The following is a 26,288-nucleotide window of genomic DNA, read 5'->3' on the forward strand; positions in this document are numbered from 1 at the left end:
CTTTAAACGGCGACGGCGAAGCGCCACCTGGGGCGGCCACGCCTCGGCGTTTTCACAGGCTTTCCCATGCGCACCGCTCCGGACCACGACTTCGACGCGTTTCCCACCCGCACGGGGAAGGTGGTGGTTCCCGCCGCGCTGCGCGCCGACGTCGAGCAGTACCACTACGCCCCCGCCCGCCGGGCCGGCGACTTCGTCTTCCTGTCGGGCCTGGTGGCGATCAATCCCGAGCCCGGCGCGATGAGCGCCGAGGCGTTCCGCGACGTGCTGCGGGCGGTGTTCCGGGGCATGGAGCGCCTGCTGGCCGCCTGCGACGCCGGCCTGGCCGACGTGGTCGAGCTGCAGATGTTCCACGTGTTCGACAGCGGCCGGCTGGCGCTGGACAAGGCCGGGCAGCTGGCGGCGATCGCCCAGGTGCGCGACGAGTTCTTCCCGCCGCCCTATCCGGCCGCGGTCGAGCTGGCGGTCGCCGACCTGAACCCGGACGGCGGCCTGGTGGAGATCAAGGCCGTGGCGTTCGCGCCGCTGGCGCGGTAGGCGGCGGGCGGTCGGGAACCCGCCCCGACCGCCGCGCCCGCGCCCCTAGACCAGCGCCCGCTTGTACAGCGCCAGCAGCTCGGCCCAGGCCTTCTCGGCGGCGGCCTCGTTGTAGACCTCGCTGCCCTTGACGGTCCAACCGTGGGCGGCGCCCGCATAGACCTCGACCTTGGACGGGCGATGGGCGGCGTCGAGGGCGGCCTTGAGCTTGTCCTTGCCGGCCGGGTCCTTCTGGTCGTCGTTGTCGGCGACGCAGATCAGGTATTCGGCCTTGGTCCCGGGCAGCAGCAGGTGCGGGCTGTCGGGGGCGTCGGTGACCAGGCCGCCGCCGTGGAAGCTGGCGACGGCGCCGATGCGGCCGGGGACGGCGGCGGCGGTGCGGAAGGCCAGCGGGCCGCCCATGCAGTAACCCTGAACGCCGGCCTTCTTCTTGCCGGCGGTCTGGGGCTGGGCGTCGAGGAAGGCCAGGTAGGCGACGGCGTCGCGGGCCGTGCCCTCCGGGGTGACGGTGGCCCGCAGCGGCGTCAGCTTGGCGCGGTCGTCGGGATTGGCGAAGCTGAAGGCGCCGTCGATCACCGGGGCCCGCTTGGCGCGGTAGTAGAGGTTGGGGACCAGCACCACGTAGCCGGCCGCCGCCAGCCGGCGGCCCATCTCGCGGAAGGCCGGGCGCAGGCTGAGGATGTCGGGCCAGATCAGCACCGCCGGCCAGGGGCCCTTGCCCTGCGGATGGTAGAGGGCGGCGTCGGCGGTCCCGTCGGCGGTCTTGATCTCGACGTCGGTCTCGACCACGGCGGCGTCGGCCGCGTGGGCGGCGCTGGCGGCCACGCCGGCGACGGCGGCGGCCATCAGGCCGAAGCTCCGGCGCGAGACGGTCGGGTCGACGATCAGGCCCGGATGGATGTCATCGTCACACATGGCGGCGTTCCCTCGCTGGTTGCGGCGGCCGGACTGTCGCCGGGTTTTTCCGGGAAGGGAAGAGCCCCCTCCGTCCGCTGCGCGGCCACCTCCCCCAGAGGGGGAGGATCATTCCCCCCGCTTCAGCCGCTCGCGATAGGCGCCCGAGCTCTTCACATAGCCCTCGGCGTCGCCATAGGCCTGGAAGGCGGCGTAGCGCTCGTGGCTGCCCTTGACCTTGAGGGCGTGCTTGATCGGGCACCAGTACTGCTCGGTGCGGGCGGTGATCTCGCGGGCGTAGGCGATCACCCCGTTGCCGTAGCCGCAGAACACGCAGTTGAGCTTCTGCACCAGGTTCAGATAGCCCAACCGGTGGCGGTCGATGACCACGTACTCGCTGCGCTTGACCCGGACGATGCCCCAGGCGGTGAAGCAGCCCAGCTGGTAGACGCTGACGCTGACGTCGAGCAGGAACAGCGGCAGGGCCATGCCGTAGATCAGCGGCATGGTCACCAGGGTGGGCCACGGCACGCGGGTCAGGCCCAGGCCCTTGCGGTGGGCCTTCTGGCGGCGCAGGGCGTCGGCCTTGAAACAGGGCTGGCCGGCCGGGTCGCGGACGACCTCGTGCTCCACGGCGTGGGTGGCGGCCCGCGCGGCGAAGGCGGCCTCGACCTCGGCTTCCACCTGGCGCAGGCGGTCGATCAGCTGTTCGAGGGTTTCGGCCATGGGGGGACTCGCGGGGTTGGGGGTCGAGCATGGAGCGAGTCGGGGCGCGACAGGCCCCCTCAGTCGCTTCGCGACAGCTCCCCCAACGGGAGAGCATCCGGCACGACGCGATCCTCCCCCTTTGGGGGAGGTGGCCCGGAGGGTCGGAGGGGGTTTCCACAGTCCAGCTTCGGCCCCCTTCTTGCTCAGCTTCACCCACAACGCACCATTTCGAGACAAGGCCGCCGCCATGTTCGCCAAGAAGAAAGACACCGTCCCCGCCCCGGCCTTCACGCCGCTGGCCCAGATGGAACCCGCGCCGGCCTCGGCCGCCCCCGCGCCGCCCCCGCGTCCCAAGCCAGCCTCGATGATCGCCCAGGGCGTGGCCATCAAGGGCGACGTGGCCGGCGACGGCGAGTTGCACCTGGACTGCGTGCTGCAGGGCGACATCCGGGTGGGCAAGCTGGTGCTGGGTCCCAACGCCCGGGTCGAGGGCGCGATCCACGCCCAGGTCATCGAGATCCACGGCCGGGTGACCGGCGCGGTCTCGGCCAAGCAGGTGCGCCTCTACGGCACGGCCATGGTCGATGGCGACATCACCCACGAGCAGCTGGCCATGGAGACCGGCGCCCAGTTCCAGGGCCGCAGCCTGCGGTTCCAGCGTCCAGCGCCGGCGCAACAGGCGCCCGCCGCCGCACCGGTCCCGTCGGCCGCCGGCCATGTGCCGGCCGTGCCAGTCTATCCGGGCTGACGTCACGAAGCCCTTAACCACGCAACGATCGCGGGGTATTGGGTCTTAATGTAAGCGTCATCCGCCGACAGAGTTTACCGATGCGTCTTCGTCTCCTCCGCCCGGTCGCGATCCTGGCCCTCGTGGCCGCAGCCGGCCTGACGGCCTGCTCCCGCGCCGACGACCGCGCCAAGGCGCCCCCGGCTTCGCCGCCCGCCGCCACCCCGGTCGACGGTCCCCGCACCCTGAAGCCGGGCGCCTGGAAGACCGTCGCCAAGACCCCGACCGGCGAGGAAAGCTCGGTCCAGTGCGTCGGCGAAGGCTACGACCCCGGCGCCGAGGCGGCCCGCAAGGTCACGCCCTGCGGCCAGCCCACCCTGACCCGCACGGCCGACGGCTTCCACCTGGACCAGGTCTGCGAGAAGAACGGGATCAAGTACGACCTGGCCGGCGCGGTCAGCGGCGACTTCACCACCACCGCCACCACCGACCTGGCCCTGACCCTGTCGGCTTACGGGCGCAAGCAGACGATGCACATGCGGGCGGTCAGCACCTATCAGGGTCCCTGCGAGGCGGCGGCCAAGACCCGGGCGGCGCGCTAACCCTTCGCGGCGGAGAGGCGTCCGCGGAGCGTCCATAATCCATATGGAGGAAGGCTTTCGCAGCGCCTACCCCATATCGGGTAGCATTCCGTGACCTCCGCGCCACAGGGCTTCAGCGATCGTTCGGCGGCCGCGAAAACTCCGGGAACATCCGGAGTTTTAGGAGCCTTCTAGTCCTAGGGGCCAATGCCCGTCGAACGTCACCAAAGGAGCCGCCAAGACCATGAGTGGGCCACATCTGACCGTAGCGCCCGACACGGGCGCCGGAACGGCCGAGGTCTATAATCTCAGCCGCGATCCGGAGACCATCAGCCAGCGCGTCCAGCGCCTGCAGCACGAGGCCCGGTCGTTGGCCCGTGAGCAGATCGAGGCCATGGAGCGCGATCTGGATAGCCTGGCCCGGCGCGCCCAGGAGATCGCCGACGGCGGCGAGGCCTATGCGGTCGGGGTGCGCGAGATGGCCTCGCGCCTGGCCGCGGACCTGCCGCAGAAGGCCCAGGGCCTGCGCGCCATCATGGAACGCTCGTCCAGGGACTAGGGCGCTCGACAAGGCGCCTTCCGCCGCCGACGCGAGAAGGCGGCGGAAGGGTCCGGGCCTGGCCGCCGGCCGGATTGGGACACCCCCGATGCGGAGCCGCCCGGAAAATATCCACGGCCGCGCGCGGGCTCGCTGGAGCCACGGGGACGCTGGTCAAACCGTCACATCGGCGCGCTAAATGGCGGCCATGACCCTGCTGACCCGACGCGCCTTGACCACCGCCGCCCTGGCCGGGACCCTGCTGCCCGCCATGAGCTTCGCCGCCACGCCCCGGAAGCCGATCGTCATCGCCCACCGCGGGGCCTCGGGCCTGCGTCCCGAGCACACCGCCCTGGCCTACGACCTGGCCATCGACGAGGGCTGCGACTTCATCGAACCCGACCTGGTGCCGACCAAGGACGGCCACCTGATCGTCCGGCACGAGAACGAGATCGGCGGCACGACCGACGTGGCCAGCCGTCCCGAATTCGCCGACCGCAAGGTCACCAAGACCATCGACGGCCAGAGCCTGACCGGCTGGTTCACCGAAGACTTCACCCTGGCCGAGATCAAGACCCTGCGGGCCCGCGAGCGCCTGCCGAAGCTGCGTCCGGCCAACACGAAGTACGACGGCCAGGCCCAACTGCTGACCTTCGACGAGGTGGTGGCCATCGCCAGGGCGGGCAGCCAGCGCTCGGGCCGGACGATCGGCGTCTATCCCGAGATGAAGCATCCCAGCTACTTCGCCTCGATCGGCCTGCCCCTGGAGGACCGCCTGGTCGCCCGGCTGAAGGCCCACGACCTGGACTCGGCCGCCGCCCCGGTCTTCGTCCAGTGCTTCGAGGTGACACCGCTGAAGACCCTGCGCGGCAAGACCAAGGCCCGGCTGGTGCAACTGACCGCCGGCGAGGGCGGCCCGGCCGACCTGCCGAACGTCAAGTACGCCGAGATCTGCAGCGCCGCCGGCCTGAAGGACCTGGCGCTGTACGCCGACGGCCTGGGTCCGGAAAAGACCCAGGTGATCCCGCAGAGCGCCGACGCGCTGCTGCCGGCCACGTCGCTGGTGAAGGACGCCCATGCCGCCGGCCTGGTCGTCCACCCCTGGACGGTGCGGGCCGAGAACTACTTCCTGCCGACCGCCCTGCGCCGGGGCGAGCCCACGGCCGCCGACTACCTGGCCCAGCCGGGCGAGGTCAGCGCGGTGTTCAAGGCGCTGTACGCGGCCGGGGTGGATGGGCTGTTCAGCGACTTTCCGGGGCTGGCGGTCGCGGCGCGGGGGTAACCCCTTCCGCCACATAAGAACGCCGTCATCCCGGGATGACGGTGGGATAGAGAGAGCAGGGATCGCTTGCCACCCTTCCCGCCCCGATGCAGCGTGCGCCCCTTCTCCGCTTCGAGGCGCCCTTCATGACCCTCCGCCTGACCGGCCTGGCCGCCGCCTTCGCCCTGCTCGCCGCCCCGGCCCTCGCCGCGCCCGAAGGCTCCCAGTTGCCCGAAGCCGGCAAGCTGAACGTCATCGCCAAGGACTTCGTGCGCCTGACCCTGGAGGCCGGCGAGCGCGAGCCGGGCTATGTCGACGCCTATTACGGTCCCGAGGCCCTGGCCAAGGCCGCCAAGGCCGCGCCGCGCGACGTGCCCGCCCTGCGCGCCGAGGCCGATCGCCTGGCCGCCGCCGTGGCCGGCGTGGACGACCAGGCGCTGCCGCCGGACCAGGTCCGCCGCAAGGCCTTCCTGGCCGGCCAGCTGAAAGCCGCCCAGACCCGGCTGGCCATGCTGTCGGGCCAGAAGTTCAGCTTCCGGGACGAGGCCGAGGGCCTGTTCGGCGTGCGGCCGGAGCTGAAGCCCCTGGCCAGCTACGATCCCGTCCTGACCCGCATCGAGATCCTGCTGCCGGGCGACGGCGACCTGGCCGCCCGGGTCGACGCCTTCCAGGCCCGGTATGTGATCCCGGCCGACAGGCTGGAGCCGGTGATGCGCGCCGCCATCGCCGCCTGCAAGGCCGCCACCCAGGCCCACATCGCCCTGCCCAAGGGCGAGCGCTTCGACATGGAGTTCGTCACCGACAAGCCGTGGAGCGGCTACAACTGGTACAAGGGCCAGGCCCACAGCCTGATCCAGATCAACACCAGCCTGCCGGTCTATATCAGCCGCGCCTTGGACCTGGGCTGCCACGAGGGCTATCCCGGCCACCACGTGCTCAACGCCCTGCTGGAAGAGAAGCTGACCAAGGGCAAGGGCTGGGTGGAGTTCAGCGTCTATCCGCTGTTCTCGCCGCAATCGCTGATCGCCGAGGGCAGCGCCAACTACGGCATCGGCCTGGCCTTCCCCGGGGCCGAAAAGCTGAAGTTCGAGCGCGAGAAGCTCTATCCGCTGGCCGGGCTGGATCCGGCGACCGCCGACGCCTACGACGCCTTCACCAAGGCCAAGGCCGACCTGGCCGGGGCCGAATACACCATCGCCGACGACTACCTGTCCGGCCGCGTCGACCGCGCCCAGGCCGTGGCCCTGCAACGCAAGTACGGCCTGATGACCCAGGCCCGCGCCGAGCAGCGGATGAAGTTCGTCGACGCCTACCGCAGCTACGTCATCAACTATGGCCTGGGCCAGGACATGGTCCGCGCCCATGTCGAGCGGGCCGGGCCATCGCAGGACGCGCGCTGGCAGCGGATGGAAGCGGTGATCTCGCAGCCGACGACGCCGGCGGATTTGGCGAAGTAGGGGCTATTTGACCCCTCTCCCGGAGGGGAGAGGGGTCAAGGTTGGAGGATATGCCCCGCTTCCGGCCCGGCCCGGCCTTCCAGCACCGCCTGGTAGACCTCGGCGATGGCCGATGCCCCCACGCCATGCGCGACCGTCATCCACCTCGGCGCGTCAGCGACGAACGGGGCCCAGGCCGCGTCGTGGCGTTGGTCCAGGCCGCCCGGCCCCCAGTCGGCGGCGCGCTTGCGGATGCGGTCGGGGGCGAAGAAGAAGATCGGCTTGGGGCCCGGCAGGTCGCCGCCGCCACGCTCGGCCTCCCAATGGGTGCCGCCGACCAGGCAGGAATAGGCCAGGGCGTCGCCGAACCGTTCGTGCACGGCGCGCAGCAGCGGCGCGTCGCCGGCGAAATCGACGACCACCACCGGTTCCTCGATCGGCGCCGTGGGAACCGCGTCATAGGTCACCACCTGGTCGTAATAGCCCAGGGCCTCGACGAAGGCGGCGTTGCGGGACGAGGTCAGGCCAACCACGCGCGCCTTGCCGCGCTGCTTGAGCCGGAAGGCCAGGCTGATCGCGGTCTTCGACGAGGCGCTGGTCAACACGACCGACCGCGCGCCGAACAGCTCGTTCTCATCGAGAAAGTCCTCGATCAGGAAGCCGGTGATGAACAGCGGCCGCAGCAGCGCCTGATGGTCGTCCAGCGGCGCGGGCGCGGCCAACTGGTACTGGTTGTAGACCGGCGGCAGGTCGACGCGGTGCGGCGCGACATCGGCGAAGCCGCCGCGCGTCTTGCGCGGCGTCACCGTCAGATGGGTCGACATCGGATAATAGCCGTAGAAGCGCTGGCCGACGGCGAGATCGGGATGGTTCGAGGCCTCGACCGTCGCATAGCCCCAGACCGGGATCCGCCCCTGCCCCTCGACCGCCGGGAAGAAGTCCCAGTAGCGCATGGCCTGGCCGAACACCGCGTAGGTGATGTTGTTGGCGGTCAGGGCGAAGCGTTCGATCGCCAGCCGCGCCTGGCCTTCGCCGAGGTCGGCAACGACGGCGGGCGCGATGCTCGCCCGCCGCAGGTCGCTCTTGTCGATCAGGAGATCCCAGCTGGCCATGGTCGTTGCTCCCCTAGAGCGTTTTCAAGCGAAGTGGATACCGGTTCGCGTGAAGAAAACGCGCCAAAACACGAAGCTAGAGCGCCTGGCCTGATGCAATCAGGTCGGGAAGCGCTCTAGCGCCGCGCCCAGCTAACCGCGTTTCGTGACAAGACGTCAAACGTTCGTTTGAATTCTTATCCGTTCACCCAGTTGCCATGGAACCCGAACGGCACCCGGCGCGGCAGTCGCGCCAAGGCCACCGGTCCGGCCGCGACGTCCTGGGCGTCGAACACCACGAACTCGCTGACGTCGTCGCGGCCGCGATAGATCACCGCCGTCAGCCAGCCTTGACCCTCCGGCGCCTCGGAAGACGCGGGGGTGAAGACGGCTTCGGAGATCGCGTCGCCCTCCGGCAGGACGAAGGTCGCGCGGGCGCCGGTCTCCAGGTCGATATGGGCCAGGACGTTGGCCCGGAAGTCGCCCGGCTTCAGCGACTGGCCGACGAACCAGCCGTGACGATACGGCAGTCCGGCCAGGCGCTCGTCAAAGCGCGGGAACTCGCCGGCCAGGTCGTCGAGCGGGGTCTCGCTCACGGTTCCGGCCGCCAGGTCGAAGGTCCAGCGCACCAGATAGGCCGCCGCGTTCTCGCCCCGGGCTCCGTCGGCGCGCGGGAACAAGGGGGCCGAGGCGTAGCGCATGACGTCGGCGACCACCGTCCCGTCATGGTCATAGGCGTTCATCACGTGGAAGACGTAGCCGGGCGGGGCGTCGAACCAGCGCAGGCCGGCCACGCCCTCGTCGCGGCGCATCACCGCCACCTGGCCCTGCTTGTCGGGTTCCCAGGCGAACACCGGGCCACCGCTCATCGCCCGCTGCAGGCTGCCGGTCAGGGGCAGGACCGGGATCAGCACATGCTCGCGGGTCACCGCGAAGTCGTGGATCATCGAGCAGTAGGGCGCCTCGAAGGTCTCGCGCTTGACCAGCTTGCCGCCCGCGTCGACCACGCCCCAGCTGACCTTGCTGGACAGCGGCATGGGATCGTCGGCATAGGCGAAGAACACCATCTCGCCGGTCAGCGGATCGGTCTTGGGGTGGGCGGTGACCTTGCCGCCGAAGTCGACGAAGCCGCGCGGATCCAGGCCGTGTTCGCTGATGGCGAAGGGCGCGGCGGACTCCACCAGGGCCATCAGCCGGCCGGCGTGGTGGACGATGTTGGTGTTGGCCACCGCGCTGTCGACCTTGCCCAGCACCGACGGGTCGGTGGTCATCGGGTTGCCCCAGCTGCCCCACAGGGCGTGGCCGGCCGCGTGCTCGGCTTCCCACTTGGGCGTGCGGACCCAGCGGTTCCTGTAGCTCAGTTTTCCGTCGCCCACCGTGAAGGCGTGGATCATGCCGTCGCCGACGAACCAGTGGTAGTTGCCGTCGCGCGGCTCGAACTGCGGGTTGGGCCCGTTGCGGTAGAGCATGCCCGATAGGCCCGGCGGCAGGACGCCTTCGACCTGGAGCTCGAAATCGTCCTCGCTGCGCACCGGCGCGAAATTGCCGGCCAGATAGGGATTGATGCGAACCTCGCCGTCCATGACGGACCTCCCACGTTTCGAGCCTGATGGCTTCGTTTGATTTACGTTGTAAATTTATGCTGTAAGAGATGATCGTCGTCAACCGGGATTCGCCCACCTGCCCCGCGTTCTCTCCTCCGCCGATGTCGAAGACTTCCGCCGCCGGCTGTGCGCCGCGGCCGAAGGGCTGTTCGCCGAGCACGGGCCAGACGCCGTGACCATGCGCCAGCTGGCCCAGACCCTGGGGGTCAGCCCGATGACCCCCTATCGCTACTTCGCCGACAAGGACGCCATCCTGGCGGCGGTGCGCACCGCCGCCTTCACCCGGTTCGCCGAGGCCATCGAGGCGGCCCTGGCCGCGCCCGGCGACCCGGTCGCCCGCTCGCGCCACGCCGGCCAGGCCTATGTCGCCTTCGCCCTGGGCCAGCCCCAGGCCTACCGGCTGATGTTCGACCTGACCCAGCCGACCGAGAAGGCCTATCCCGAACTGACGGCCGCGGTCGTCCGGGCCCGCCGGACCATGACCGTCCATGTCGAGGCGATGATCGCCGCTGGCCAGATGAGCGGCGACGCCGAGCTGATCGGCCACCTGTTCTGGACCATCCTGCACGGCAGCCTGATGCTGCAGCTGTCGGGCAAGCTGTCGCCGTCGATCGACCCGGAAAAACTGCGGATGACGGCCATTTCGGCCCTGTCGCGCGGCCTTGCCCTTGCGGCGGACTGAAACAGGGTTCAAGTCCGGGTCAGTCTAGCTTCCGTGGATCCTTCGCCATGACCGACGCGCCCCTGCCCCTGCGCCACTTCTTGCTGGCGCTGGCCGTGGTGGCGGTGTGGGGCACCAATTTCGTGGTCATCCGGGTGGCGCTGGACCACCTGCCGCCGCTGCTGTTCGCCACCCTGCGCTTCACCCTGGTGCTGCTGCCGATGGTGTTCCTGGTCAAGCGGCCGAAGGTTCCGTGGACCAACCTGGCGGCCTATGGCGTGCTGATCGGGGCGGGGCAGTTCGGGCTGCTGTTCGTGGCCATGAAGGGCCACATCTCGCCGGGCCTGGCCTCGCTGGTCATCCAGACCCAGGTGTTCTTCACCATCGGCATGGCCATGAAGATCAGCGGCGAGAAGGTGCGCGGCTTCCAGATCGTCGCCCTGCTGCTGGCCGCCTCGGGCATCGTGCTGATCGCCGCCCACGGCGGCGGGGCCGCGACGCCGCTGGGCGTGCTGCTGATCCTGCTGGCCGCCGCCAGCTGGGCCGGCGGCAATATCGTCGCCCGCCAGGCCGGGACGGTGAACATGCTGGCCTATGTGGTCTGGGCCAGCCTGTTCTCGATCCCGCCGCTGTTTGTGATGTCGCTGTGGCTGGAGGGCTGGCCGGCCATGGTCGCGGGCGTGCGCCACGCCGACGCCCTGACCTGGGCCGCCGTGGCCTGGCAGGCGGTGGGCAACACCATGTTCGGCTACGCCGCCTGGGGCTGGCTGCTGGCCCGCCACCCGGCCGCGACGGTGACGCCGATGGCCCTGCTGGTGCCGGTGTTCGGCATGGGGGCCTCGGCGATCCTGCTGCACGAGAGCCTGCCGGGCTGGAAGCTGCTGGCGGCGGCGCTGGTGCTGACCGGGCTGGCGGTCAACATGCTGTGGCCGAAGGTGCGGGCGCGGTTCATCGCGGCGGCCTAGACCGCTACCGGCGTCCGGCGGTCCTTCCCGTCGGCGCCCAGGCCGGAGTGCCCTTCTCGAAGGGCTCGTCGGTGAGGGCGTGCGCCTCCGAGCCATCGGCCCGCATGACGTAGATCTCGCCGTAGGGCTGCGGGTTGGCCGGGTGAAGCAGGGCCTCGTCCTTGAAGCCGCCGCGCGCGCTGGCGAAAGCGATCCATTTACCGTCGGGCGACCAGGCGTTGTGGGCGTCGTTGCCGGGCGACCGGGTCAGGCGCTTCAATCCGGAGCCGTCGGCGCGGATCGAATAGATCTCGTAGTCGCCATCGATGTCGGCGGTGAAGGCGATGACATCGGCGGTCGGCGACCAGGCGGGGAAGTTGTAGTGCGCCGGGCCGGCCAGGAGAACGTGGGACTCGCCACTGTCCAGGTCGACGACGTCCAGCGCGTTGGCGGCCCCGGCCTGGCGATAGACGATGTGGCGACCGTCGCCGGACCAGTCCGGGAAACCGAAGTTCCCCGTCCCTTTCGTCAGCAGCTTCAGGCCGCCGCCCTGGGCGTCGATCACCGCGATGTCGGCCTGGGCGGGCCCCTTGATGCCCTGGAAGAACTGGCCCAGCCCGAACGCGATCCGATCGCCCTGACGCGACCAGCTGGGAGCCAGCGCGCTCTTCTCGGCGTCGCCGAACAGGACGGAAGCGCCCGATCCGTCGGCGTTCATCATCAGGACGCTGTTGTGCAGGATGCCGGCGGTCTTGTCGTTGCTGACCCGGCGATCTCCGGTGGGCGAATAGGAGGGGAAGATCCCGACCCGCCTCAGCCCGAACCTGGGATCGAGGGAAACCCAGCGGCGATCCGGCGGCCAGGTGGAATCGACCTCGCGATGAAACAGCATGTGGCGACCGTCCGGCGACCAGCTCGGACTGTTGAACTCGCCCCGAGCGCCGGAGGGCCCCGCCGTCGCCTCGACGCCGCCTTCGGGCCCGCCGCTGACATAGCCGATCCTGTCGGGCGCCAGCCAATGCGGCGACCATTTCTCGCCGGCCCCCGAGGTCAGGACCTGGCTCGCGCCGGTTCCCAGGTCGACGGCTTCGATCTGGGTGACGCCGCGCAAGCGCCGCGCGGCGGTGATGTTGCGGACCTCCGGGAGGGTGGCCGCATAGAAGGCGAGCTTCGAGCCGTCGGGCGACCATGTCGGACTGCCGGCGAACTGGCCGTCGCGGGTGACGCGGCGCAGCTCCGTGCCGTCGACTTTCACGATGTAGATTTCCGTCGAGTGCCGGAGCGTGAAGTCACCCTCGGGAATCCGGGGATGCTCGGAAACCCGATCCGACGAGAAGGCCAGCCACCGTCCGTCCGGCGACCAGGATGGGCGAAAGTCGCCCGCCGGATCGTGGGTCAGGTTGCGTAACGCCTTGCTGGCGAGGTCCAGGATCCAGATGTCGGCTTGCCCGCCACGGCTGGAGACGAAGGCCAGCGACCGTCCGTCCGGCGACAGGGCGGCCTGGTCGTCATAGGCGGGCGAGGCCACCAGGCGCTCCAGTCCGGAGCCGTCGAGATGGGCGCGGTAGATGTCCGAGGTTCCCGCCCGCCGGGAGGTGAAGAGGACCCACTGCCCATCACTTGAAAAACTGGCGTTTGAGTCGAGTTCCGCGTCGGGAAGGAAGGCCGTCGCATGGCTTCCGTCGGCGTCGGCGATGAAGATGTCGCTGTTGACGGGCGCGAAGCTCGCGAAGGCGATTTCATAGGCCGGCTGGTCCGCCAGGACGTGATGGGCGGTCGCGAAGACGCCGCAGGCCAGGACGACGGCGGCGATGGCGCGCGCGAACGTTTTCATTGGGCATGTCCCGAAACCTTGGGGCGAGTATCAGGCGCCGCTCCAAGGGAGTCCATGGATGCGTCTTCGGGAAAGTCCTGGCGCTTGACCGCCCCGACGTCACCCGCGTCACCCTCCTGAAAACGGACGGGAGGACGTGATGCCGAAACCCTTCGAGGTGGCCTGGAGCGACGCCGCGATCGGCAAGGTCCTGGACCAGGTCCGCGCCTACGACTTCCCGCCCGCGCCAGAGGGCGGCGGCTGGGCCTATGGCTGCGACGCCGATTTCCTGCGCGAGATCTGCGCCTACTGGACCGACGGCTACGACGTCGCCGCCGCCATGGCCGACCTCAACCGCTTCCCGCAGTTCACCGCCCGGGTCGAGGACTTCGACCTGCACTTCGTCCACGTGGTCGGGGAAGCCCAGGGCAAGCGGCCACTGCTGCTCAGCCACGGCTGGCCGGGCAGCCACTACGAGTTCTGGGCGGCGGTCGAACCCCTGGCCTTCCCGTCGAAGTTCGGCGGCGACCCGGCCGACGCCTTCGACCTGGTGATCCCGTCGCTGCCGGGCTTCGGCTTCTCGTCCAAGCCGGCGCGGCCGATCGGCCAGCGCTCGACGGCTCGGCTGTTCAACGCCCTGATGACCGACGTGCTGGGCTATGACCGCTACCTGGCCCAGGGCGGCGACTGGGGCGGGCTGGTGACCTCGTGGCTGGGCCTCGACCACGGCCAGCACGTCAAGGCCATCCACCTCAACATGTTCGGCCTGCGTCCACCGGGCCCGCCGCAGAACGCCGAGGAGGTCGCCTGGCTCACCCGGTTCGGCGGCATGATGGACCTGATGGGCGCCTATTTCCGGCTGCAGGCCAGCAAGCCGCAGTCGGTCGCCTGGCTGGGGGCCAACAACCCGGTCGGCCAGGCCGCCTGGATCCTGGAGCGCTTCCACGACTGGGCCGACCTGCGGAGCAAGCCGTTCGACCAGGTGTTCAGCCGCGACCAACTGCTGACCAACATCATGCTCTATGTGATGACCGGCAGCTTCACGACCGGGGCCTGGTACTATCGCGGCCTGCTCGAGGAGGGCGGGGTCGTTCTGGCCGAGGGCCAGCGCTGCGAGACGCCCACCGCCTTCGCCGCCTTCCCGGGCGAGCCGATCTACGCCCCGCCGCCGCGCTCCTGGGCCGACCGGGCCTACAACATCGTCCGCTGGACCGACCCGCCGCGCGGCGGCCACTTCGCGGCGATGGAGGAGCCCGGGCTGTTCGTCGACGACGTGCGCGCATGGGGCCGGGACGCGTCTGTCCGAAAGGTAATTTGACCCGGAGAAGCGCCCCACCCTAGCTGCTGCCTGGGGGACATCTCACGCTGCGCACGCTGGCGGGACGATCTGTCCGACAGCGGAGCTTCAACTTGCCAACCTGCCTCGACCACGCCCCGCGTCGCCCCAGCCTGGCCAAGGCCGCGGCCTTCGGTTGCCTGCTGCTGGCCGCAGCCCTCGCCGCCATGCCCACTGGGGCCCTCGCGCAGGCCGCCAAGCCTGCGCCCGACCTCGACAGGCTCTTCGGATCCATCGCGCCCACCGGCCCCGGATGCGCGGCGGGCCTGGCGGTGGCGGGCGCGCCGCCGCTGATCAGGACCTATGGCCTGGCCGACCTGGAGCATCCGGAGCCGATCACGGCGCGGACCGTCTTCGAGAGCGGCTCGCTGGCCAAGCAGTTCACCGCCGCCGCCATGCAGCTGCTGGTCCAGGACGGCAAGCTGACCCTGGACGACGACATCCGGCGCTACCTGCCCGAGATGCCGGACTTCGGGACGCCGATCACCATCCGCCACCTGCTCAACCACACCAGCGGCCTGCGCGAGCAATGGAGCCTGCTGGCCCTGGCCGGCGATCCGCCGGGAACCCAGGTGCACGGCCAGGCCACGATCCTCGACCTGGCGTCGCGCCAGAAGGGTCTGAACTTCGTTCCGGGCACGGAATTTCTCTACACCAACACCAACTACGTCCTGGCGGCGACCATCGTCGAGCGGGTCAGCGGCCAGACCCTGCAGGCGTTCACCGACCAGCGCCTGTTCCGGCCGCTGGGCATGGGCCAGACGCGTTGGCGGGAGGACTTCCGCACCGTCGTTCCGGGCCGGGCCACGGCCTACGCCCCGGCCGACACCGGCTTCATCGCCAACATGCCGTTCACCAACGTCTACGGAAACGGCGGCCTGCTGACCACGGTCGGCGACCTGCTGCGCTGGAACGCCTTCCTCGACAAGCCGTCCGACCTGCCCGGCGGCCCGGCCCTGGTGGCGGCGCTGGAAACCCCGGGACGCCTGAAGGGCGGCGCGCCGCTCGAGTACGGCCTGGGCCTGGAGCTCGCCCCCGACCACGGCCGGCGGCGGGTGTCGCACAGCGGCTCCACCGGTGGCTACAAGACCTGGCTGGGGCGCTATCCCGACCAGGGGATCTCGGTCGTCGTGCTGTGCAACAACGGCGGGATCGATCCGGTTTCGCTGGGCGGGGCCGTCGCCCAGCAGGCGCTCGTCGCGACCGGCCGCGCCACGGCCGCCTCCGCCGTATCGGCGCCACGGGTGGTCGCCGCGGCGCAAATGGCGATCGCCGACCTCTCACCGTACGAGAGCCTGTTCCGCAACCCCGTCACGGGCGAACTGGTCCAGACGGAGGCCGCCAACGGCCAGCTGACCCTCACCCAGGGCGCGCGCCAGGTGCTGACGCCCGTGGGCGACGACCGCTTCCAGCGCGCCGACGGCGACGCCGTGCGGTTCGTCCGGACCGACCGGGCCCCGGCCGAACTCACCGTGAGCCACGGCGGCGTGACCCAGAGGTTCGTCGCCGTGCGGCCCGCCAGGAGCGACGCCGCCGCGCTCGCCGCCTATGTCGGGACCTATTACAGCGCCGAACTCGACACCCGCATCACCGTGGTCCAGCAGGGCGACGCCCTGGTCATGCGCCAGCCCTTTGCAGTCGAATGGCGCCTGCAGCCGCGCTTCGCCGACGGGTTCACCACCCGCCTGCGGGGCACGACCACCTTCGTCTTCGCGCGCACGGAAGGCGGACAGGTCAGCGGCTTCGCCGCCTGGGCGAACGGGGCGCGCAACATCGCGTTCGTCAGGCAGTGAGCGGGCTTGGCGGCGGTGGCCTCGCCCAAGTTGTTCGTGCAGGATGTCCGGCAACAGGGCCGCGCGCTTCAAGGCGGCCATAAGGGGAAACGTCATGACCAAGCTCGAAGGCGGCTGCCAGTGCGGCGCCGTCCGCTATGAGATCACCGAAGATCTGATGGGCGTCGGCGTCTGCCATTGCCGGGCCTGCCAATACGCCTCGGGCGGCGGCCCCAACTATGTGGCCCTGGCCCCCAAGAGCGGCTTCAGGATCACCAAGGGCGAGCCCAAGCGCTTCGTCCGCGCGGGCGGCAGCGGCGCCGACGTGGCGCGGGTGTTCTGCGCCGAATGCGGCACGCCGCTGTGGTCCGAGGCGGCCCTGCCGTTCCTGCCGGTCAAGGCCGGCAGCCTGGACGACAACTCGACGCTGGAGCCGGCCGTCCACCTCTGGACGAGCGCCGCCCCGCCGTGGCATCCGATCGATCCGGCCCGCCCGGCCTTCCCCGAGAACCCGCCCCGCTAGGATCCACATGGCCGCCCGCTACGACTTCGCCTCCGACAACGTCGCCGGCGCCATGCCGGAAGTGATGGAGGCGCTGGTCGCCGCCAATGCCGGGACCGCTTCCGGCTACGGGACCGACCATGTCAGCGCCCTGGCCGCCGACCGCATCCGCGCCCTGCTGGACATCGACGCCGAGGTGCGGTTCACGGCCTCGGGCACGGCGGCCAACGCCTTCGCCCTGACCTGCCTGGCCCGGCCGCACGAGGCGGTGCTGGCCCACGAGCACGCCCACATCTGCACCGACGAGACCGGCGCTCCCGGCTTCTTCGGCCAGGGCGTGGGCCTGATCGGCCTTCCCGGCGCCTCGGGCAAGATCGCCCTGCCGAGCCTGGAAGCGGCGCTGGCCGAACCCGACGTCTCCTACCGTCAGCCGGCCGCGGCCCTGTCGCTGACCACCGCCACCGAGTACGGCACGGTCTATGGCGAGGACGACCTGGCCGCCCTGATCGCCCCGGCCAAGGCCAAGGGCTACGGTGTCCACCTGGACGGCGCCCGGCTGGCCAACGCCGTGGCGGCGGGCTTCGACCTCAAGTCGGTGGCCAGGATCGGCGTCGACATCCTGGTGATCGGCGGGACCAAGGCCGGCTCGACCCCGACCGAGGCGGTGGTGTTCCTCGACAAGGCCCTCGGTCGCCGCCTGGACGCCAGGCTCAAGCACGCCGGCCAGCTGGTCTCCAAGGGCCGGTTCCTGGCCGCCCCGTGGCTGGGCCTGCTGGGCGAGGGGAACGACGGCGGCCCCTGGGCGGCGCGGGCGGCGCACGCCAACGCCATGGCGCGCAAGCTGGCGGCCCTGATGCCCTTCCCCCTGCGCCACCCGGTCGAGGCCAACGGCCTGTTCGTCGACATGGACGACGCGGCGCTGGCCCGGCTGCGGGACAAGGGCTGGTTCGTCTACCGGTTCCTCGACGGCACGGCGCGGTTCATGTGCTCGTGGGCGACGACGCCGGAGATGGTCGAGGAACTGGGCGCGGCCCTGGCCGAGATTGCGCTCGACGAGGCCCCACGGTCACGCTAAGCGTGTACTCATCCATGACGAGAACCGCCGTGGATGGGGGAAACGGGGGTTTCTATCTTGATCTTGCGTAACATCGCCATCGTGGCGTGCCTGTTCATGGCCGCCTGCACCACCACCAGCACCCGTCTGGCCGACAAGTCGCCGACCGCCGCGCGTCCGGCCACCGGCGCGCGCGTGCTGATCGTCCAGCCCGACATCGAGCTGTCGTTGCTGACTGTCACCGGTCTCTCCGAACCGCGCGCCGACTGGTCGGGCCAGGCCCGCGACAACATCAAGCAAGAGCTGAAGGCCGCGACGATCGGCAAGTCGCACACCTTCCGCGAACTCGACCCCGCCGCCGTCGAGGAACCCAGGATCGCCCAACTGCTGCGCCTGCACGAGGCTGTCGGCTCGTCGATCCAGGGCTTCAACTACGGGCTCTACAAGCTGCCGACCAAGAAGAGCTTCGACTGGACCCTGGGCTCCGGCGCCCAGACCCTGGGCCAGACCTATGACGCCGACTACGCCCTCTTCACCTTCAGCCGGGGCGCGTTCTCGAGCGGCGGGCGCAAGGCGGCGATGGTCGGCGCGGCCCTGCTCGGCGTCAGCATCCCGACGGCGCACCAGACCGCCTTCGTCTCGCTGGTCGACCTGAAGACCGGCAAGGTCGTCTGGTACAATTTCGCCGTGGCCGGGACGGATTCGGACATGCGCGACCCGGAAGGCGCCAAGACCTTCGCCAAGGCCCTGCTCAAGGACGCGCCGCTCTAATGCCGCGCCTCGCCCGCCCCCTGGCGGGCGCGAGGGCGCTGGCCGTCGCGGCGACCCTGCTGGTCGCCCCAGCGCAGGCCGAACCTCGCGCGCCCAACCTGCGCCCCGCCGAAACCACCGACGAAGGCGGCATCTGGTCGGTTTCCGACAAGACCGAGCTGAAGGCCAAGGCCTCGGCCGAGCGCAACCGCGACCCGGCGCTCAACGCCTATGTCAGCGGCCTGGCCTGCAAGCTCGCCGCCGAATATTGCGGCGAGATCCGCGTCTATGTGATGGACCGGCCGTTCCTCAACGCCAGCATGGCTCCCAACGGCTACACCGAGGTGTGGTCGGGCCTGCTGCTACGGGCCCAGAGCGAAGATGAGCTGGCCTTCGTGCTGGGCCACGAGATCGGGCATTTCGTCGAGAACCACACCCTGGAATCCTGGCGCGCGACCAAGTCGCGGGCCGCCGGCGCCCTGGCCCTGCAGGTGGTGGTGACCGTCGCCGCCGCCGGCGCGGCCGTCAATTCGGGCTCCTACCAGGGCGCCAACGACATCATGCGCGCCGCCGGTTCGATCAACGACATCATCTATCTCGGCACGGTCGCGGCCTATTTCAGCTATTCGCGCGACAACGAGAGCGAAGCCGACGCCCTGGGCTTCCGCCGCATGGCCAAGGCCGGATACGACCCGACCGCTCCGGCCGGCATCTGGCGGGCGCAGATCGCCGAAACCGAGGCCTCCAGCTTCAAGAAGGTTCGCGAGCAGCCGGCCCGGGCCAGCATCTTCAACTCCCATCCCCTGAGCATCGAGCGCGTCAAGGCGCTGGACACCCTGGCGGCGGGCGCGCCGGCCGGGCGCGCCGGGGACCGCAAGGCCTATCGCGCCGTGATCCGCCCGCACCTGGCCGCTTGGCTGAAGGACGACCTGCGCCGCCGCGACTACGGCGAAAGCCTGGCCCTGATCGGCCGACTGGAGGACCTGGGCGAGGACCAGGGCGTACTGGCCTTCTATCGGGGCGAAGCCTATCGCCAGCGACGCGAGGGCGACGACCTGGTCAAGGCCCGTGAGGCCTATGTCGCCGCCGGCGCCCATGCCGACGCCCCGCTCGCCACCTGGCGGGTCGTCGGCGACCTCGCCCTCCAGGCCGGCGACACGGCCGCCGCCAAGACCGCCTACGAAACCTATCTGGTCCGCGCGCCCGCCGCCCAGGACCGCTGGCTGGTCGAGGCCAGCCTCAAGAAACTCTCCGAAGGAAGCGCCATATGAAGACCTCGTCGATCGGCTCGACCCTGGCCCTGGCGGCCATCGCCCTGACGCTGGGCGCCTGCGTCAGCGTCACCAGCGCCCCGGCCGGCGCCTACAAGGTCGGGGCGTCCCAGGTGACGCTCGGCCACGAATGGTCGGACATCAGCGCCATCATGTACCAGCGCCCCGCCAAGGTGCGGCTGCTGTCGATGGACGGCCCGCTGCTCAACCGCCTCTACGTCACCGACGGCCTCGCGCCGGGCGAGTTCATGGTCAAACCGCTGGCCAAGGAGCGTCCGACCCCGACCTACCGGGCCGGCATGGCGCCCAACGAGCTGGTCGAGTTCGTGTCCGACAGCGTCGCGGCCCTGGACTACCAGCGGGTCGAGACCGAAGACCTGCGCCCCGCCAAGTTCGCCGGTGGCGACGGCCTGCGCTTCGACCTCAAGGCCAAGTCGAAGGAAGGCCTGGACGTCTCGGGCACGGCGCTGGTCGCCGAGAAGGCGGGCAAGCTCTATGTCGTGCTCTACATCGCCCCGACCGAGCACTATTACGCCGTCGAACTGCCCGAGGTTGAGACCGTGATCGGCTCGGTGAAGCCGGCGGCCTAAGGGACCCGACCGCGAAGCGGTTGGGAGGGTTACGCCCCCAACCGCCTTGCCCCCTCATCCCCCCACGCCTGCAGCGTGAGCCCCTCCTTCTCCCCTTGGGAGAAGGTGAGGATGGGGCCGCCCTGCTGGGCCACCGCCACCCCCAGCATCGCCGCGATCTCGGCCGCCGGCTTCGGCCGGCTGATGAAATAGCCCTGGATCTCGCCGCAGCCCTGGCGGCGCAGTTCGTCCAGTTGCTCCACCGTCTCCACGCCCTCGGCCGTGGTGGTGATACCCAGGCTGGCGCCCAGGTCGAGCACGGCCTTGATGATCGCCAGGGCGTCGGCGTCGTCGAGGATGTCGCGGACGAAGGTCTGGTCGATCTTGATCTTGTCGAACGGGAAGCTGCGCAGGTAGCTCAGCGACGAATAGCCGGTGCCGAAATCGTCCATCGAGATCCGCACGCCCAGGGCCTTGAGGTCGTGGAGGATCGACATGTTGCCGACGCTGTCCTGCAACAGCACCGACTCGGTGATCTCCAGCTCCAGCCGCTCGGCCGGCAGGCCCGAGACGGCCAGGGCCGAGACCACGGTGCCGACCAGGTGCTTGTCACGGAACTGGGCCGGCGACAGGTTGACCGCCAACCGCACATGCTCGGGCCAGCCGGCCGCCTCGCGGCAGGCCTCGCGCAGCACCCACTCGCCCAGCGGGTTGATCAGGCCGATCTCCTCGGCCAGCGGGATGAAGTCGGCGGGCGAGACCATGCCGCGGGTCGGATGGTTCCAGCGCAGCAGCGCCTCGCAGCCCATCACCCGGTCGGCGCCCAGGCTGAACAGCGGCTGGTAGTGCAGGGTGAACTGACCCTCGGCCAGGGCCAGACGCAGGTCCAGCTCCAGGGCCCGACGGGCTTGCAGTTGCTCGTCCATGGCCCGTTCGAAGAAGTGGAAGGCGCCGCGGCCGTCGGCCTTGGCGCGGTAGAGGGCCATGTCGGCCTTCTTCAGCAGCTCGTCGCTGTCGGAGCCGTCATTGGGCGACATGGCGACGCCGACGCTGGCCCCGATCATCACCTGGTGGCCCTGCAGGTCGAAGGTCTGGGCCAGGGCCTCGACGATGCGGCTGGCCAGGCGGGTGGCGTCCGACAGGTCGGTCAGGCCGGTCTGGACCACCGCGAACTCGTCGCCACCCACCCGGGCCACGGTGTCGCCTTCGCGCACGCAGCCGCGCAGGCGCTCGGCGGCGGCCCGCAGCAGGGCGTCGCCGATCGGATGGCCCAGGGTGTCGTTGACGGTCTTGAAGCGGTCCAGGTCGATGCAGTGCACCGCCACCAGGTCCTCGCGCCGCGCGGCGCGGGCGAGGGCCGAGGACAGGTCCTTCTGGAACAGCAGGCGATTGGGAAGATCCGTGAGCGGATCATAGTGGGCCAGGCGGGCGATCTGGGCCTCGGCCCGCTTGCGCTCAGCGATGTCCTCGGAGACGCCCAGCAGGTATTCGGCCTGGCCGTCGGGGCCGGGGATGGCGATCTTCTTGGTGCGCAGCAGGGCGATCGAGCCGTCCTTGCGCGGCACATGGTCCTCCTCGATCACCCGCACCTCGCCCGACGAGATCACCTCGGCGTCGCGCTCGCGATAGATCGCCGCCTGTTCCGCCGGGTAGAAGTCGGCGTCGGTGCGACCGATCATGTCGGCGCGGGCGTGACCCAGGATCTTCTCGCCGGCCCGGTTGAGCAGCACATAGGTGTGGTCGTCGGCCCGCTTGACGAACACCATCGACGGGATGGCCTCGACCACCGCGGTCATGAAGGTATGGGCCTGGTCGGCGCTGGCCTTGGCCGCGGCCAGGGCCTCGACACCCCGGCGGTTGGTCTCGTTGGCGGCCTGCAGCAGGCCCAGCACCGTGCCGACCCCCAGATAGCGCCCGCCATCGGTGACGATGAAGCCGCGCAGCAGGTCGCTGGCCCGGTACGACAGGCTGTCGCTGGTGAAGGCCGCCAGCTCGACATCGGCCTCGACCATCAGCGGCGCGGGGTCCATCAGCACCGAGATCGGTCGCAGGGCGTAGAGGGCGCGGCCGTATTCGGCGGCCATGCGCAGGAAGAAGGCGTTGCGCTCGACCAGGCCGATCGGCCGGTCCTCGTCGTCCAGCACCGGCACGATCAGGGTGTCGGGCTCCTCGCGGAACCGCTCGTACAGCGTCTTGCCCAGGTCGTCGGCGCGGGCCGGGGCCAGGGACGACACGGTGTCTCGCAGGGTGAACATGCAACGCCTCCACTTGACCCTGGAGGGACCATTTCTCGCCTAACGCTGTGCTAATTCGGGCCGCGCGGGCCGCTATTTCGTGAAAACTTCACGCGGACGTCACAGTGTTTGCCGGGGTGTTTACCGTGACCCAACTGGCGCCGCTGACGCCCGCTCCGCCTACCCCGCCATCGCCATCAACCGGCCACGGATGATCCCCTCGGCCTCGTTCATGATCCGGTCGATCAGCTCGCGCACGGTCGGCACGTCGTGGATCAGGCCCTGGACCATGCCGGCCGACCAGACGCCGTGGTCGGTGTCGCCGCTGAGCAGGCCTTCGCGGCCACGCACGCCCTTCACCAGGTGGGCGACGTCCTCGAACTTGGCCCCGCCGGCCCGTTCGATGGCCACGACCTGCTGGCTGACGGCGTTCCGCGCCACCCGGGCGGTGTTGTGCAGGGTGCGGAAGATCAGGTCGGTGGCGCGCTCGTCATTGGCGACCATGGCCTGCTTGAAGTTGTCGTGGATCGGCGCCTCCTGGGTGGCGCAGAAGCGGGTGCCCATGTTGACGCCGTCGGCGCCGAGCGCCAGGGCCGCCACCAGGCCGCGCGCGTCGCCGAACCCGCCCGAGGCGATCATCGGGATCTTCACCCTGGCCGCCGCCACCGGGATCAGCACCAGGCCGGGGATGTCGTCCTCGCCCGGGTGGCCGGCGCATTCGAAGCCGTCGATCGAGATGGCGTCGACGCCCATCCGCTCGGCGCTCAGGGCGTGGCGCACGGCGGTGCACTTGTGGATCACCTTGATGCCGTGGGCCTTGAGGTCGTCGACATGCTCCTGCGGCTTGTAGCCGGCGGTCTCGACGATCTTGATCCCGGCCTCGATGATCGCGGCGCGATACTCGGCGTAGGGCGGCGGCTTGATGGCCGGCAGGATGGTCAGGTTGACGCCGAACGGCTTGTCGGTGAGGTCGCGGGTGCGGGCGATCTCCCTCGTCAGCTCTTCGGGGGTCGGCTGGGTCAGGGCGGTCAGGAAGCCCAGGGCCCCGGCGTTGGCCACCGCCGAAACCAGCGGCGCCGTGCCGACCCACTGCATGCCGCCCTGGGCGATCGGATGCTCCACGCCGAACAGCTCGGTGAAGCGGGTCTTGATGGCCATGGGCGGCTCCCTCTGATTTTTCGGGAGTATGGCCGGATGACGTTAGGGGGAGGCAAGGGGCAAAGAGTTCGCAGTTGGGGACACACACTCACGGCAAGGCCGCGCCAATGCTGGCAAGGGGGTGGAGTGAGTGTGTGTCCCCGACCGTGCCTAGTGCCCGGAAACCTGCAGCCGGTTCCACAGGTTGATCATCGCCACCGCCGCGGTCAGGGCGCTGGCCTCGGCGTCGGTGAAGTGGGCCCGCAGCTCGGCGCGCAGCGGGGCGTAATCGGCCGTCGGCGACAGCGTGGTCACGGCTTCGGTCCAGGCGAAGGCGGCCTTCTCGCGCGGCGTGAAGTCCGAGACGTGCCGCCAGACGATCAGCCGGTCCAGCCGGTCATTGGTCTCGCCGTCGTTGCGAGCCTCCTTGGTGTGCATCTTCACGCAGAAACCGCACTGGTTGATCTGCGAGGCGCGCAGCTTGACCAGGTGCAGCAGGCCCGGCTCGATGCCGGTGGCGACCACCGCGCCCTCGGCGGCGATGAAGGCCTGATAGACGGCCGGAACGTTCAGGTCGTGGCGGAAGGCGGCGGTGTCGGCGGTCATGGTCTTGTCCTCGTCTGGGCCCGGTCTCGGGGCTTCGGGGACATGACGAGGCGGCTAGGGGCGGCGTGACATCAGCCGAGATTTTTCTTTTCGGTCGGCCGCGCCAGGCCCTTCCAGGCAAGAAAACCCAGCAGGCCCACCCCCGCGATCACACCACAGGCCACGGCGATGGGGGGAAATTCCGCGAGCGCTGAAAATCCGGCTTCGACACCGACCTCCGCACCGACGCCGACGACGTCGCCGAGGAGCTCATCACGCTTACGCCGATGTTCCTCGTCCACGCCTACTGCAGCCCCTCGCGGCCGATGGCGTAGAACCGCGCGGCGCGCTGCTTCTTCAGCTCGGCGGCCGACAGCTTCATCAGGATCTTCAGCTCGTCCTCGACCGCGTCGCCGACCGCTTCGATGGCGGCGGCCGGGTCGGAATGGGCCCCGCCGGCCGGTTCCTCGACGATGCGGTCGACGATCTTCAGCTGGATCAGGTCCTGGGCGGTGATCTTCATGTTGGCGGCCGCGTCCTTGGCCCGGGCGCCGTCGCGCCACAGGATCGAGGCCGCGCCCTCCGGCGAGATCACCGAATAGATCGAATGCTCAAGGATCAGCACCTTGTTGGCGCCGGCCAGGGCGATGGCCCCGCCGGAGCCGCCCTCGCCGACGATGGTGGCGACCATCGGGGTGCCCAGCACCAGGCCGCGCTCGGTCGAGCGGGCGATGGCCTCGGCCTGGCCGCGCTCCTCGGCGCCCAGGCCCGGATAGGCGCCGGCGGTGTCGACGAAGGTGATGACCGGCAGGTTGAAGCGCTCGGCCATGTCCATCAGGCGCACGGCCTTGCGGTAGCCCTCGGGCCGCGCCATGCCGAAATTGTGCTTCAGGCGGGTGGTGGTGTCGTGGCCCTTCTCGTGGCCCATGACCACGACGGGGATGCCGCGGAACCGGCCCAGGCCGCCGACGATCGCCTGGTCGTCGGCGAACTTGCGGTCGCCGCGCAGCTCGACGAACTCGTCGATCAGGCCAGCGATGTAATCCTTCAGGTGCGGGCGCTCGGGATGGCGGGCGACCATGGTCTTCTGCCAGGCGTCCAGGCCGGCATAGGCTTCTTTCCGCAGCTGCTGGGCGCGGTCGCGCAGGGCCTGGATCTCGCTTTCGAACGCGCCTGGTCCAGCCGTCTCGGAGAGCTTGGACAGCTCTTCGATCTTGCTTTCCAGATCGGCGATGGGTCGCTCGAAGTCGAGATAATGCGCGGCCATGAGTCTCTTAACGTCGCCGTTGCGGAAAGGTGGCGAACCTAGAGCGAAGGAACCCGAAGGGGAAGCCGCTTTGGAACCATCCCTGTTTTGGGGGATTCGCCCACAGGAGAGTCCGGATTAAAAACCCGCGATCTATGGTTAAAACCGCCCGGATCGCTTATATCCTTTCTGGTCGGCCAGGAAATGGAGCCGACGCCCGCGGCCCCGCCCATCGAATATGGACCCGGTCCCGCCTGATGCGAACGGACGTTCCCATGCAGGTGTTCACCTTTTTCTGTGTCGAGTCGGATGGCTCGGTGCCGCGTTTCGACGTCACTCCCTGCCTTGACGAGAACGCCGCGCGTCGCCGCGCGGAAGAGCTGGTCGGCGTGCATCGCGGCTGCGACACGGTCGAGGTCTGGCGCGGCGCGACCATGCTGTTCGACGTCACGGCGCGGCAAGCGGCGGCCTGACCCACGATTGGGGACAGGCCCATGGGCCTGTTCCCGCCCGCCGATTTCGGGGTAGCTAGGGTCGCCTATCCTCCGGAGCCCCAGCCATGACCCCAGACCTCGCCCGCCCCGCCGCCAGCGCCGACGACAGCGGCCATGGCGGCGTGCAGATCCTGGTCACCGCCGGCCCGACCCGCTTCGCCGGCGACCTGCCGCCCGCCCAGGGCGGCCTCGACCTCGGCCCCACCCCGCATGACCTGGTGGCCGCCGGCCTGGCGGCCTGCACCACCCAGACCCTGCGCCTCTACGCCAAGCGCAAGGCCTGGCCGCTGGGCGCGGTGCATGTGGAGGTGACCTGGCGACGCGATCCGTCGGCCCAGCCGGTCGACGTCTTCGACCGCGTGCTGCGGCTGGAGGGCGATCTGGATGAGGAACAGCGCCAACGGCTGTTCGAGATCGCCGAGCTGTGCCCGGTGCACAAGATGCTGACGGCGGGGTCGACGGTGGTGACGACGGTGGTTTGATCCGGCTCACTTGCCCCCCACGGGTCGCTTCGCGACCGTCTTCCCCCATAGGGGGAAGAGC

Annotated in this window: 27 protein-coding genes; 17 read left to right on the forward strand and 10 right to left on the reverse strand. The window is 70.0% G+C overall.

Translation table 11 applies throughout. The annotated features are described in order from the left end of the window. Nucleotides 1-66: 66 nt before the first annotated feature. Nucleotides 67-537 carry a Rid family hydrolase gene (locus PMI01_RS06745; protein ID WP_007665981.1) on the forward strand — a complete coding sequence of 157 codons (471 nt, stop codon included), beginning with the start codon at nt 67-69 and terminating at the stop codon, nt 535-537. A 45-nt stretch (nt 538-582) separates the two neighbouring features. Here PMI01_RS06745 and PMI01_RS06750 read toward each other — a convergent pair whose 3' ends face one another. Next, nucleotides 583-1,452 (reverse strand): dienelactone hydrolase family protein, encoded by an 870-nt coding sequence (locus tag PMI01_RS06750; protein ID WP_007665983.1) that lies wholly within the window; start codon nt 1,450-1,452, stop codon nt 583-585. 108 nt (nt 1,453-1,560) lie between these two features. Next, entirely contained in the window at nt 1,561-2,157 is a 597-nt protein-coding gene (locus PMI01_RS06755) for a hypothetical protein (RefSeq protein ID WP_007665985.1), read from the reverse strand. Between the two features lie 229 nt (nt 2,158-2,386). On the opposite strand from PMI01_RS06755, the gene PMI01_RS06760 reads away from it, so the two are divergent. The 5 genes from PMI01_RS06760 to PMI01_RS06780 all read left to right on the forward strand — a co-directional run bounded on the left by PMI01_RS06760 (nt 2,387) and on the right by PMI01_RS06780 (nt 6,703). Further along, on the forward strand, nt 2,387-2,887 hold the full coding sequence (locus tag PMI01_RS06760) for a bactofilin family protein (protein WP_007665992.1): 501 nt from the start codon (nt 2,387-2,389) through the stop codon (nt 2,885-2,887). 80 nt (nt 2,888-2,967) lie between these two features. Beyond that, nucleotides 2,968-3,468 carry a hypothetical protein gene (locus PMI01_RS06765; protein ID WP_007666000.1) on the forward strand — a complete coding sequence of 167 codons (501 nt, stop codon included), beginning with the start codon at nt 2,968-2,970 and terminating at the stop codon, nt 3,466-3,468. Nucleotides 3,469-3,691: 223 nt separating this feature from the next. Then, nucleotides 3,692-4,006 (forward strand): hypothetical protein, encoded by a 315-nt coding sequence (locus tag PMI01_RS06770; RefSeq protein WP_007666011.1) that lies wholly within the window; start codon nt 3,692-3,694, stop codon nt 4,004-4,006. Between the two features lie 178 nt (nt 4,007-4,184). Then, nucleotides 4,185-5,267 carry a glycerophosphodiester phosphodiesterase gene (locus tag PMI01_RS06775; protein ID WP_007666013.1) on the forward strand — a complete coding sequence of 361 codons (1,083 nt, stop codon included), beginning with the start codon at nt 4,185-4,187 and terminating at the stop codon, nt 5,265-5,267. A 125-nt stretch (nt 5,268-5,392) separates the two neighbouring features. Continuing rightward, nucleotides 5,393-6,703, forward strand: a complete 1,311-nt coding sequence (locus PMI01_RS06780; RefSeq protein WP_007666015.1) for a hypothetical protein — start codon at nt 5,393-5,395, stop codon at nt 6,701-6,703. A gap of 35 nt (nt 6,704-6,738) precedes the next feature. Here PMI01_RS06780 and PMI01_RS06785 read toward each other — a convergent pair whose 3' ends face one another. Continuing rightward, complete coding sequence (locus PMI01_RS06785; protein WP_007666017.1) at nt 6,739-7,794, reverse strand: DUF2855 family protein; 1,056 nt, start codon at nt 7,792-7,794, stop codon at nt 6,739-6,741. Nucleotides 7,795-7,970: 176 nt separating this feature from the next. Continuing rightward, a complete protein-coding gene (locus PMI01_RS06790) occupies nt 7,971-9,356 on the reverse strand; it encodes a carotenoid oxygenase family protein (RefSeq protein ID WP_007666019.1) in 1,386 nt (461 codons plus the stop codon). Nucleotides 9,357-9,501: 145 nt separating this feature from the next. On the opposite strand from PMI01_RS06790, the gene PMI01_RS06795 reads away from it, so the two are divergent. After that, nucleotides 9,502-10,059, forward strand: a complete 558-nt coding sequence (locus PMI01_RS06795) for a TetR/AcrR family transcriptional regulator (RefSeq protein ID WP_255348030.1) — start codon at nt 9,502-9,504, stop codon at nt 10,057-10,059. Between the two features lie 47 nt (nt 10,060-10,106). Continuing rightward, nucleotides 10,107-11,003 (forward strand): EamA family transporter, encoded by an 897-nt coding sequence (locus PMI01_RS06800; RefSeq protein ID WP_007666022.1) that lies wholly within the window; start codon nt 10,107-10,109, stop codon nt 11,001-11,003. A gap of 4 nt (nt 11,004-11,007) precedes the next feature. Here the strand turns inward: PMI01_RS06800 and PMI01_RS06805 are convergent, their stop codons facing one another. After that, nucleotides 11,008-12,816, reverse strand: coding sequence for a PD40 domain-containing protein (locus PMI01_RS06805; RefSeq protein WP_007666024.1), 1,809 nt, complete (start codon nt 12,814-12,816; stop codon nt 11,008-11,010). Between the two features lie 139 nt (nt 12,817-12,955). On the opposite strand from PMI01_RS06805, the gene PMI01_RS06810 reads away from it, so the two are divergent. The 7 genes from PMI01_RS06810 to PMI01_RS06840 all read left to right on the forward strand — a co-directional run bounded on the left by PMI01_RS06810 (nt 12,956) and on the right by PMI01_RS06840 (nt 20,070). Further along, nucleotides 12,956-14,113, forward strand: coding sequence for an epoxide hydrolase family protein (locus PMI01_RS06810; protein WP_007666026.1), 1,158 nt, complete (start codon nt 12,956-12,958; stop codon nt 14,111-14,113). Between the two features lie 92 nt (nt 14,114-14,205). Continuing rightward, complete coding sequence (locus tag PMI01_RS06815; RefSeq protein ID WP_007666027.1) at nt 14,206-15,924, forward strand: serine hydrolase domain-containing protein; 1,719 nt, start codon at nt 14,206-14,208, stop codon at nt 15,922-15,924. Between the two features lie 94 nt (nt 15,925-16,018). Continuing rightward, complete coding sequence (locus PMI01_RS06820; RefSeq protein ID WP_007666029.1) at nt 16,019-16,426, forward strand: GFA family protein; 408 nt, start codon at nt 16,019-16,021, stop codon at nt 16,424-16,426. A 7-nt stretch (nt 16,427-16,433) separates the two neighbouring features. Next, the gene (locus PMI01_RS06825; RefSeq protein ID WP_007666031.1) at nt 16,434-17,480 is read left to right on the forward strand and encodes a beta-eliminating lyase-related protein; all 1,047 of its coding nucleotides are present in this window, start codon (nt 16,434-16,436) and stop codon (nt 17,478-17,480) included. Between the two features lie 57 nt (nt 17,481-17,537). Then, nucleotides 17,538-18,230 (forward strand): hypothetical protein, encoded by a 693-nt coding sequence (locus tag PMI01_RS06830; protein ID WP_007666032.1) that lies wholly within the window; start codon nt 17,538-17,540, stop codon nt 18,228-18,230. Then, nucleotides 18,230-19,480: a M48 family metallopeptidase gene (locus tag PMI01_RS06835; protein ID WP_007666034.1), complete on the forward strand. Its 1,251-nt coding sequence runs from the start codon at nt 18,230-18,232 to the stop codon at nt 19,478-19,480. Before PMI01_RS06830 ends, PMI01_RS06835 begins: the two co-directional genes overlap by 1 nt. After that, nucleotides 19,477-20,070, forward strand: coding sequence for a hypothetical protein (locus PMI01_RS06840; RefSeq protein WP_007666036.1), 594 nt, complete (start codon nt 19,477-19,479; stop codon nt 20,068-20,070). Before PMI01_RS06835 ends, PMI01_RS06840 begins: the two co-directional genes overlap by 4 nt. A gap of 29 nt (nt 20,071-20,099) precedes the next feature. On the opposite strand, the gene PMI01_RS06845 is transcribed toward PMI01_RS06840, so the two are convergent. The 5 genes from PMI01_RS06845 to PMI01_RS06860 all read right to left on the reverse strand — a co-directional run bounded on the left by PMI01_RS06845 (nt 20,100) and on the right by PMI01_RS06860 (nt 25,272). Beyond that, a complete protein-coding gene (locus PMI01_RS06845; protein WP_007666038.1) occupies nt 20,100-22,304 on the reverse strand; it encodes a putative bifunctional diguanylate cyclase/phosphodiesterase in 2,205 nt (734 codons plus the stop codon). 159 nt (nt 22,305-22,463) lie between these two features. After that, nucleotides 22,464-23,441 (reverse strand): NAD(P)H-dependent flavin oxidoreductase, encoded by a 978-nt coding sequence (locus PMI01_RS06850; protein WP_007666040.1) that lies wholly within the window; start codon nt 23,439-23,441, stop codon nt 22,464-22,466. A gap of 150 nt (nt 23,442-23,591) precedes the next feature. Continuing rightward, on the reverse strand, nt 23,592-24,026 hold the full coding sequence (locus tag PMI01_RS06855; RefSeq protein WP_007666041.1) for a carboxymuconolactone decarboxylase family protein: 435 nt from the start codon (nt 24,024-24,026) through the stop codon (nt 23,592-23,594). A gap of 71 nt (nt 24,027-24,097) precedes the next feature. Next, nucleotides 24,098-24,307 (reverse strand): hypothetical protein, encoded by a 210-nt coding sequence (locus tag PMI01_RS27000; protein WP_157223702.1) that lies wholly within the window; start codon nt 24,305-24,307, stop codon nt 24,098-24,100. A gap of 2 nt (nt 24,308-24,309) precedes the next feature. Continuing rightward, entirely contained in the window at nt 24,310-25,272 is a 963-nt protein-coding gene (locus PMI01_RS06860) for an acetyl-CoA carboxylase carboxyltransferase subunit alpha (RefSeq protein ID WP_007666043.1), read from the reverse strand. A gap of 254 nt (nt 25,273-25,526) precedes the next feature. On the opposite strand from PMI01_RS06860, the gene PMI01_RS06865 reads away from it, so the two are divergent. Both PMI01_RS06865 and PMI01_RS06870 read left to right on the forward strand, forming a co-directional pair. Next, nucleotides 25,527-25,724 carry a hypothetical protein gene (locus PMI01_RS06865; RefSeq protein ID WP_007666045.1) on the forward strand — a complete coding sequence of 66 codons (198 nt, stop codon included), beginning with the start codon at nt 25,527-25,529 and terminating at the stop codon, nt 25,722-25,724. 86 nt (nt 25,725-25,810) lie between these two features. Beyond that, the gene (locus tag PMI01_RS06870) at nt 25,811-26,227 is read left to right on the forward strand and encodes an OsmC family protein (protein WP_007666047.1); all 417 of its coding nucleotides are present in this window, start codon (nt 25,811-25,813) and stop codon (nt 26,225-26,227) included. Nucleotides 26,228-26,288 lie beyond the last annotated feature (61 nt).

It is taken from the genome of Caulobacter sp. AP07 (genome assembly GCF_000281955.1).
Taxonomy (GTDB): Bacteria; Pseudomonadota; Alphaproteobacteria; order Caulobacterales; family Caulobacteraceae; genus Caulobacter.